The organism is bacterium (assembly GCA_030654305.1).
Taxonomy (GTDB): Bacteria; Krumholzibacteriota; Krumholzibacteriia; order LZORAL124-64-63; family LZORAL124-64-63; genus PNOJ01.
In genome coordinates this window covers 1-9,134 of record JAURXS010000203.1, presented here as the reverse complement: position 1 = coordinate 9,134, position 9,134 = coordinate 1, and the positions used below count along the sequence as shown (strand labels likewise).

Annotated in this window: 6 protein-coding genes; 3 read left to right on the top strand and 3 right to left on the bottom strand. The window is 70.2% G+C overall.

Going from position 1 to position 9,134, the window contains the following annotated elements; translation table 11 throughout:
- On the top strand, positions 1-1,122 hold a 1,122-nt coding region (locus Q7W29_05465), incomplete at its 5' end, for a DUF748 domain-containing protein (protein ID MDO9171264.1).
- 324 nt (positions 1,123-1,446) lie between these two features.
- Here the strand turns inward: Q7W29_05465 and Q7W29_05460 are convergent.
- Genes Q7W29_05460 through Q7W29_05450 form a run of 3 tightly spaced genes read right to left on the bottom strand, consistent with a single transcriptional unit; the run spans position 1,447 to position 6,839 of the window.
- Complete coding sequence (locus tag Q7W29_05460; GenBank protein ID MDO9171263.1) at positions 1,447-3,240, bottom strand: acyl-CoA dehydrogenase family protein; 1,794 nt, start codon at positions 3,238-3,240, stop codon at positions 1,447-1,449.
- A gap of 27 nt (positions 3,241-3,267) precedes the next feature.
- A complete protein-coding gene (locus Q7W29_05455) occupies positions 3,268-4,452 on the bottom strand; it encodes an acetyl-CoA C-acyltransferase (GenBank protein ID MDO9171262.1) in 1,185 nt (394 codons plus the stop codon).
- Positions 4,453-4,463: 11 nt separating this feature from the next.
- Positions 4,464-6,839: a 3-hydroxyacyl-CoA dehydrogenase/enoyl-CoA hydratase family protein gene (locus Q7W29_05450; protein MDO9171261.1), complete on the bottom strand. Its 2,376-nt coding sequence runs from the start codon at positions 6,837-6,839 to the stop codon at positions 4,464-4,466.
- Between the two features lie 198 nt (positions 6,840-7,037).
- Here Q7W29_05450 and Q7W29_05445 point away from each other — a divergent pair, with 198 nt between their 5' ends.
- Both Q7W29_05445 and Q7W29_05440 read left to right on the top strand, forming a co-directional pair.
- Positions 7,038-8,342, top strand: a complete 1,305-nt coding sequence (locus Q7W29_05445) for an alkaline phosphatase family protein (GenBank protein ID MDO9171260.1) — start codon at positions 7,038-7,040, stop codon at positions 8,340-8,342.
- A 31-nt stretch (positions 8,343-8,373) separates the two neighbouring features.
- The coding region (locus tag Q7W29_05440; protein ID MDO9171259.1) for a hypothetical protein at positions 8,374-9,134 on the top strand (761 nt) is incomplete at its 3' end.

Here is a 9,134-nt window from a genome sequence, read left to right as displayed (position 1 = left end):
TCCGTCACGCTGGAATCCCCCGACACGAAACTCGAAATCGAACGGATCTCGCTGACCGGCGCGCGGTGGGCGAGACTCCTGCGGCGCTCCTTGTCTCCCGAGGCCCTCCTGGTCGGAGCCGATCTCGACGCGACGCGGATCGAGGTGGAGTTCCGCCGCTCGCGCTACGGGATCTCCTGCGGGCGGTTGCTCGCGTCGGCCCGGGACTCGCTCCTGCTCGCCGAGGCGTTCGAGCTGCGGACACTGGCCGGCGACGAGGATTACTTCGCCGCGCGGGAATTCCGCAAAACCCGCTATCTGCTGGCCATGCCCGAGTTCAGGGTGCTCGGCCTGGCGTACGACGAGATGTTGCGCGGCCAATCGTACCGCGCCAGGTCGGTCCGCTTCTCCCGCCCCGTTTTCGACGCCTACGTCAACCGCGACAAGCCTTCGGACCCCGTCCACTCGCGACGGCTCATGGTGCACGAGATGCTGTCTGCGCTGACACAGCCGCTGCAGGTCGACAGCGTGACGGTCGTCGACGGCGCCGTGAGCTACCGCGACCGGGTGATCTCCGGCGACACGCCCGGCGTGCTGTCCTTCGGGGACGTCGGCTTGTCCGTCGCGGGTCTCGCCAACCGCACCGGAGCCGGCGACACCATCCGGCTCAGGGCCCAGGGCGCCCTCATGGGCGCCGGCATCCTGAAGATCCGGATGTCGATGCCCGTCGCCGAGCCCGACTTCACGCTCAGCTATGCGGGCACGCTCGGCGCGATGGACGCGACCTGCCTCAATTCGTACCTGGACGTGTCGGTGCGCACCAGGCTCAAGTCCTGCCGGGTCGACGCGGTCGCCTTCGCGATCGAGGTGGTGGACGGCCGGGCCGGAGGTCGCGTGACGGCGTCCTACCGGGATCTGGAGATCGCCCGGCTCGACCAGCAGACCGGGGATTCGGGAGGCGTGAAGAACAGCGTCGTCTCGTTCCTGGCAAACGTGTTCAAGATCCGCAGCAACAACGTTGCGGACGACCGGGGCGAGATGAAGGTGGGGAAGGTGGAATACGCCAGGCGACCTGACGATAATTTCTATCACTACCTGTGGCGAGCCCTGAAAACCGGCATCCTGGATATCGTCTGCTATTGATCCGCGACGGGCGCCGTCGCCCGCATCTTGGTTCCGGCCCGCCGACCCGCCCTGCGATCCTCGACCAAGGTACGATGTCACCGATGTCGCCGAGGTTCGATTGCCTGCTGCTCATTCCCGGTCGACTCAGTGCGCTCATCCATGGTCAAAGACCGCTGCGGGTCGTCGTGGCCGGACGATTCCGATCAACACAAGGAACGCGCCATAGTCCGGCGCGTCTGTAACCGAAGATGAGCGAGTCGGATAGGATATGCCGGGCCGGAGCGCGGGGGCTCGCGGTGCCATCATTATGAGGGTGCGTCCCTCGAGATCAGTAGGGGAGGATCAGAAAGGATAACCCCCCGCCGCGATCGCCGCCGCCGCGATCCGGTCGTGCAGCTTAGCGCGGGGCGCGGGATCGTGCTTGGTCAGCCGCCGCAGCCCCGCCAGCATCGTGCGCAGCTCGTCGCCGGCCAGCGTGTTGGCCAGCGCGCGGCGGCCGAGCACGGTGGCGCGCTCCATGGCGTCGTTGACGCACAGCGCCGTCAGGTCCGCCATGACGGCGACGCCGGCGCCGTCGGCGCCGGCCCGCGCCGCCTGCTTCTGCGTGCGCAGCAGCGCGCTCTCGCAGGCGTAGGCCGCGATGACCAGGTCGGCGCAGTCGGCCAGCACCTCCTGCTGGTCCTTCAGGCGGTCGCCGAAGGTGCGGGCGGCGATGCCCAGGGCCGCCAGCGCCGTCTTCTTGAGGTTGGCGACCAGCTTGGCCTCCTCCTCCAGGAAGCCGGGCTCGCCGGGGGCGGCGAACTCCGGCACGCCCATCAGCTCCTCGGCGATCTTCTGGGCGGCCTGCAGCAGGGGCAGCTCGCCCTTGAGCGCCTTGCGCAGCAGCAGGCCCGGCACCAGCAGCCGGTTGATCTCGTTGGTGCCCTCGAAAATGCGGTTGATGCGCTCGTCGCGGTACAGGCGCTCCAGGCCGTACTCCTGGCAGTAGCCGTAGCCGCCCAGCATCTGCACGCCCTCCTCGGCGGCCAGGGCCATGGCCTCGGTGGCGAAGATCTTGATCATCGAGCACTCGATGCTGAACTCCTCGACCTTCAGGATCGACTTGAGGTCGTAGTCCGGGGCGCCCTTGTCCAGGCTGGCGATGGCGCGGTCCAGCAGGCCGGCGGTGCGGTAGACCATCGACTCGGCGGCGAAGGCGGCGGCGGTCACGTCGGCGATCTTGGCGCGGATCAGGCCGAAGGTGTTGATCGGCGCGCCGAACTGCTCGCGCTGCGAGGTGTAGGGGACGGCCCACTCGAGGGCCAGCTTGCAGCCGCCGACGCTGCTGGCGCCCAGCTTGAAGCGGCCCACGTTCAGGATGTTGAAGGCGATGTGGTGGCCCTTGCCGACCTCGCCCAGCACGTTGGCGACCGGCACCGGGCAGTCCTCCAGGATGACCTGGCAGGTGCTGCTGCCCTTGATGCCCATCTTCTTCTCCTCGGCGCCGATGACCACGCCGCCGAAGGCCTTCTCGACGATGAACCCGGTGAACTTGTCGCCGTCGATCTTGGCGAACACGATGAAGAGGTCGGCGAAGCCGGCGTTGCTGATGTACTGCTTGACCCCGTTGAGCAGGTAGTGCGTGCCGGCGGGGTTCAGGGTCGCGGTGGTGCGGGCCGCCAGGGCGTCGCTGCCGCTGCCGGGTTCGGTCAGGGCGTAGGCGGTCAGCAGCTCGCCGGTCGCCAGCCGGGGCAGGTACTGCGCCTTCTGCGCCTCGGTGCCGAAGTAGACGATCGGCAGCGTGCCGATGCCCGCCTGGGCGCCGTGCTGCACCGCGAAGCTGCCGCTGCGCGAGATCAGCTCGCTGATGATCATGACCGTGGCCTTGTCGGCGCCCATGCCGCCGAAGCGCTCCGGCACGTCGACCGCCAGCAGTCCCATCGCGCCGGCTTCCTTCAGCAGCGGCGCGCCCAGGGCCGTGTCGCCCGGGTACTCGATCTGCTCGCGCCGGGGTTCGATCTTCTGCTGGATGAAGTCGCGGGCCGCCTGCGCGATCATCCGCTGGTTCTCGTCGAAGTCCTCGGGGGTGAAGATCTCGGCGGGCGCGGCCGCCCGCAGCAGGAATTCGCCGCCGGTGGGATAGGTCTGCTGGCTCATGGTTCCTCCTGCCCGGTGGCGATGGTGCTAGATCGCTTCGAAGATGCCCGCGGCGCCCATGCCCGTGCCGATGCACATCGTGACCAGGGCGTAGCGGCCGCCGCGGCGGCGCAGCTCGTGCAGCGCGGTGGCGGTCAGCTTGGCGCCGGTGCAGCCCAGGGGGTGGCCCAGGGCGATGGCGCCGCCGTTGGGGTTGACCCGCTCGTCGTCCGCCGACAGCTTCAGCCGCTTCAGCACGCTGAGGCTCTGGGCCGCGAAGGCCTCGTTCAGCTCGATCACGTCCATGTCGGTGAGCGACAGCTCGGCCTGGGCCAGGGCCTTCGGCACGGCGGCCACCGGGCCGATGCCCATGATCTCGGGCGGCACCCCGGCCACGGCGTAGGACACGAATCTTGCCAGAGGAATCAGGCCCAGGCCCTCGCAGATCTCGGGCGTGGCCAGCAGGACCGCCGCGGCGCCGTCGCTCGTCTGGCTGGAATTGCCGGCGGTCACCGTGCCGCCCACCTTGAAGGCCGGCTTCAGCTTCGCCAGGGCCTCCAGCGTGGTGTCGGAGCGCGGTCCCTCGTCGACTTCGAGCACGGACTCGCGCACGATCGGCTTGCCGCCGGGGCCGGGCTGCGTCGAGCGCGCGGTGACCGGCACGATCTCGTCGCGGAAGCGGCCGGCCGCCGCCGCCGCCAGCGCCTTGCGGTGGCTGGACACGGCGAACGCGTCCTGGGCCTCGCGCGTGATCCCGTCCTGCTCGGCCAGCCGCTCGGCGGTCAGGCCCATGTTCAGGTAGGTCTGCGGCGCCGACGCCACCAGGTCGGGGTTGGGCAGGTAGCGCAGGCCGCCCATCGGGATCAGCGACATCGACTCGACGCCGCCGGCGATCACCAGGTCGGCCTGGCCGCAGGCGATCTTCAGGGCGCCCAGGTTGATCGTCTCGAGGCCCGACGAGCAGAAGCGGTTGACCGTCATGCCGGGCACCACGTCGGGCAGCCCGGCCAACAGCGCGATGTTGCGGCCCACGTTCATGCCCTGCTCGCCCTCGGGCATCGCGCAGCCGAAGATCACGTCGCCGATGCGTTCGGGGTCCAGGGCCACGGCGCGCTGCAGCAGCCCGCGGACGACCGCGGCGCCCAAATCGTCGGGCCGCGTCCGGGCGAACGAGCCCTTGCCCGCCTTGCCGGTGGGGGTCCTCAGCGCCAGCGCGACGACGACTTCTCTCATGGCGGTCCTTTCTAATTGCGCAGCGGCTTGCCGGACTTCAGCAGGCTCTGCATGCGCTCCAGCGTCTTGCGCTCACCGCACAGCTTCAGGAAGCCTTCGCGCTCCAGGTCCAGCAGGTGCGCGTGCGAGACGACGGTCGGCCCGGGCACGTCCCCGCCGCAGAGGATCCGCGCCAGGCAGCCGCCGATCTTGCGGTCGTGCTCCGAGGCATGGCCCGCCTCGACCATGTTGTAGAGCACCGACTCGCAGAGCCCGATCCCCGCCCGGCCCATCACGGGGATCGCCGGGTCGGGTGTCTGCGGTGCGTAGCCGCGGTCGGCCAGCGCGAGCGCCAATTGTTTGGCGTCGGCGATCTGCAGGTCGCGGTTCATGCTCCAGGTGTCCGCGGCGCGGAAGTAGCCGAACTCGCGGGCCTCCTCGGCGCTGGTCGCGACCTTGGCCGTGCCGATCGTCTCGAAGGTGGCGCGCAGGGCGGGGTAGAGGTCGTTCGCGTCGGCGTAGCGCTCCCGGTTGCGCCCGTACAGGCGCACGCAGCCGCCGCCGGCCGGCACCACGCCGGCGCCGAACTCGACCAAACCGATGTAGGTCTCGGCCGCGGCCCGCACCAGGTCGCCGGCCAGGGTCACCTCGCAGCCGCCTCCCAGGGCCAGCCCGTGCGGGGCGGTCACCACCGGCACGCCGCAGAAGGCGAGGCGGTCGGTCATGCCCTGGAACGCGCGCACGATCAGGTCGATGTCGTCCCAGTTGCCCTCGGCGGCCTCCATCAGCAGCAGCGCCAGGTTGGCGCCGGCCGAGAAGTGCTCGCCCTGGTTGGCCACGACCAGGGCGCGGCCGTTCTGCTCGGCCTCGCGGCAGGCCGTCATCGCCATCTGGATCTGGTCCTGGCCCAGGGCGTTCATCTTGGCGTGGAATTCCAGGCAGAAGACGCCGTCGCCCAGGTCCAGCAGCGAGGCGCCGGGGTTGCGGCGGATCTCGCGGTGCCCGCGACGCAGCAGCTCGAAGTCGAAGGCGCGCGGGTGGACCGGCACCGGGGCGAAGACGCCCGGCGCCGCGGTGGGCGACTCCAGGCGGCCGTCGCGTTCGCGGTACAGGGTCTCGGCGCCGCTCTCGTACAGGGCGTCGACCCAGGCCGGCAGCGGGTGCCCGTCGGCGCGCAGCCGGTCGGTCACCGCGCGGAAGCCCAGCCGGTCCCAGGTCTCGAAGGGGCCGAGGTCCCAGTTGAAGCCCCAGCGGATGGCCCGGTCCACGGCCGAGGCGTCGTCGCAGATCTCGCCCACCCGCATCGCCGAGTAGGAGAGGGTCGGCGCCAGCATCGCCCACAGGGCCGAGCCCGCGCGGCCCTGGCCCAGCACCAGGAAGCGCAGCCGCTCGGCGAGGTCGTCCATGGTCTTGGCCCGCTCGATCTCCGGGAACGCGGCCTTGCGCTTCTCGCGGTACTCGAAGGTGCCGAGGTCCAGCGTGAGGATCGTCTTCTCGCCCTCGCCCTTGACCATGCGGTAGAACCCGCCGCCGGTCTTGCGGCCCAGCAGGCGTTTGCCGACCATCGTGCGCAGGAAGGCGGGCGGCGCGAAGACCTCGCGCGCCTCGTCGCCGGTGGCCGTGGCGTGGACGTTCTCGGCGACGTGCAGGAAAGTGTCCAGCCCGACCAGGTCCGCGAGCTGGAAGGTGGCGGTCTTGGGGCGGCCCACCGCGGGGCCGGTCAGGGCGTCGACCTCTTCGACGGTCAGCCCCATCTCCTCCATGACCCGGAACGTGGTCATCATCGCGTGCACGCCGATGCGGTTGGCCACGAAGTTGGGCGTGTCCCGCGCCACGACGATCCCCTTGCCCAGGCGCACCTCGCAGAAGGCCGCCACTTCGGCGAGCGTCGCGGGGTCGGTCAGCGGCCCGGGGACCAGTTCCATCAGCTTCATGTAGCGCGGCGGGTTGAAGAAGTGCGTGCCCAGGAAGCGCGGCCGCACCGCCTCGGGCAGCTCGTCGGACATCGCGGCCAGGGACAGGCCCGAGGTGTTGCTGGTGAGCCAGGCGTCGGGCTTGAGGTGGGCGGCGGCGGCGGCGAGCACCTTCCGCTTGATGCAGAGGTCTTCCTTGACGACCTCGACGATCCAGTCGGCTTCCTTCAGGCGCACCAGGTCGTCTTCGAAGTTGCCGGTCTCGATCAGCTTCAGGCACGCCGGCGTGAACAGGGGAGCGGGCTTCGCTTTCGCCATGGCGGCGATCGCTCCGTCGACCAGGGCGTTGCGCTCCTGGCGGCCGGCGCCCTCGGGCAGGCCGGGGGGCACGATGTCCAGCACCAGCGCCGGCACCCCGGCGTTGGCGAAGTGGGCCGCGATCGCGCTGCCCATGACGCCGGAGCCCAGGATCGCCACCTTCGACACCTGTTTCATGCTGCCTCGCGTTTCATGCTGCCTCGCGCTTCCTGCCGCCTGCCGCGGTCGGATGAGGGACGCCCGTCCCGCAGCGTAGGTCCGTTGGCGGGGCCTGTCAATCCGGGCCGCGCCGTTTCCCGTTGTCCCGCCCGTCGAAGCGGGGTACCATGGCGTCTGCGGTCGTTGCCAAGGACCCGGCGGGAGAAGGATGCCGAGATGAGAGGCCTGCGCTACTCGTTCCTGACGCTTTTGCTCCTGTACGCCTGCGCGCTGCCGTCCGGTTGCGGCCGTGACGGGGGCGGCCGCGTCGCGCCCGCCTCACCGCCCGAGCTGCTGGTCATCGGGATCGACTCCGCCGACTGGAGCCTGCTCGACCCCATGATCGCCGAGGGCCGCCTGCCCCGCCTCGCCGCGTTCCGCGCGCAGTCCGCTTCCGGACGCATGAAGACCTTCGTCCCGCTGGAGAAGTCGCCGCTGCTGTGGGCGAGCATCTGCACCGGCGTCGGGCCCGAGGTGCACGGCGTCGCCTCCTTCCTGGGGGAGTCCGACCGCAAGGCGCCCACCGGGAGCGCCTGGAACGCCCCGGCGATCTGGGACATGATCGGCGCCGCGGGCCAGAGCACGGCCGTCAGCGGCATGTGGACCACGTACCCGGCCCGGCCCATCGACGGCGTCATGGTCAGCGACTACCTGCCGTACGGCCGCGAGCGCAGCGTGCCCCTGGCCAAGCTGGTCTTCCCCGATTCGCTGAGCGCGCGCGTCGTCGCCTGCCGCGTCGACCCCGACTCGCTGCGGGCGCGGGACCTGGCGCGGTTCCTGCCTCCCGGCGCCGACGTCGCGGCGCTCGAGGCCGCCTACCCGCGCCAGCTGCGGAACCTGCGGGAGTTCTGGGCCGCCGACCTGGGCTACCTGAACGTCGCTCGCCTGCTGAAGGACGTCGCGGACTTCAACCTCTTCTTCTTCTACCTGCGCGGCCCGGACATGATGAGCCACTCGTTCCACCATTACCTGAAGGACGACCCGGCGTCGCCGCGCAACGACCCGGCCGAGCTGGCGGCGTTCCGGGAGATCCTGCCCCTCTACTACGACTGGGTCGACGAGGCGGTGGGCGAGGTGCTGTCGTGGTTCCCCCCCGACCGCCAGACCGTGATCCTGTCGGACCACGGCTTCTTCGGCCCCCGGCAGAACGGCCGCGGGACGGTCGAGCACAGCGAGTGGGGCATCTTCCTGGTGCGCAGTCCCCTGTACGAGGCCGGCGCGGTCGTCGACCGCATCGAACTGCTCGACGTCTGCCCCACCTTCCTCTCGCTGCTGGGCCTGCCGCCCGCCAAGGACATGCCGGGCGCGATCCTGGTGCAGGGACTGACCGACGCGGGCCGCCGCCACGTCAAGCAGCTGGAGAAGCACCGCGTGCCTTCCTACATGGAACTGCGCCCCGTCGAGGGCGCCGAAGCGGGGCTCGACCCCGCGGTGGGCGAGGAGATCCGCAAGCAGTTGCGTTCGCTGGGCTACATCAACTAGACCGACCCGTCGTCATCGGAAGTCCTTATCCATGCCGAAACTGAACCAGAAGTCCGCACTCCTGCTGCTGGCGCTGCTGCCGCTCGTCTCCTGCACGGGGGAGCCCGAGCCCGACGTCGCCCTGTTCGAGGTCGGCGCCGTCGAGGGCTACGTGCTCGTCGCGGGGCAGGGCCAGGTCATGACGATCGCCGCCGATAGGATCGCGAGCGGCACCCACGACGGCTACGACGACCGGATCCACGCCGAGACGCAGTCGGACTCCACGGGCTGGTACCGGTTGGAACTGCCGACCGGCCGCTACACCCTGGACACCAGATACTCCGAACTGGGCTCTACGGGCGACAGCCGAGCCGACACCGTGCAGATCGAACCCTCCGTCCTGTATCACGAACTGCGGCGGGGGCTGGTGCGGGTCCGGGTCCGGGTGCCTCCGGAATGGGAGACTCGTTCTTGCTACCTGGACCTCGAGAACGATACCAGCTACGACGGCTGGGACAGGGATCTCGTGGAGGACGGGTGGGCGGAGTTCGAAATCCAGGCCGTCGAGCCCGGCTCCTACGTCATGTCGTTTTCCGGTTCGAACTCCAACGCCCGGTTCTACCTGCCGGGCTCGCTGGAAGCGGCGACGGCCGACTCCCTGGTCGTGGGGCTGGTGTCTGCGGCCGTCTACGAGGCGGATTTCACGGACACCTACGCCACCGTGGCCGGCAGGGTGACGGGCAGCTGGCAGGTGGCGCCGGCGCTCTCGATGTCCGTGACCGCCTTCGTGTCGGAATCCCGCGCGGTCTCGAG

Excerpts from the sequence above, each read along its gene's own strand:
- Q7W29_05460 (MDO9171263.1), bottom strand. The coding sequence starts at position 3,240 with ATGAGCCAGCAGACCTATCCCACCGGCGGCGAATTCCTGCTGCGGGCG.
- Q7W29_05455 (MDO9171262.1), bottom strand. The coding sequence starts at position 4,452 with ATGAGAGAAGTCGTCGTCGCGCTGGCGCTGAGGACCCCCACCGGCAAG.
- Q7W29_05450 (MDO9171261.1), bottom strand. The coding sequence starts at position 6,839 with ATGAAACAGGTGTCGAAGGTGGCGATCCTGGGCTCCGGCGTCATGGGC.
- Q7W29_05445 (MDO9171260.1), top strand. The coding sequence starts at position 7,038 with ATGAGAGGCCTGCGCTACTCGTTCCTGACGCTTTTGCTCCTGTACGCC.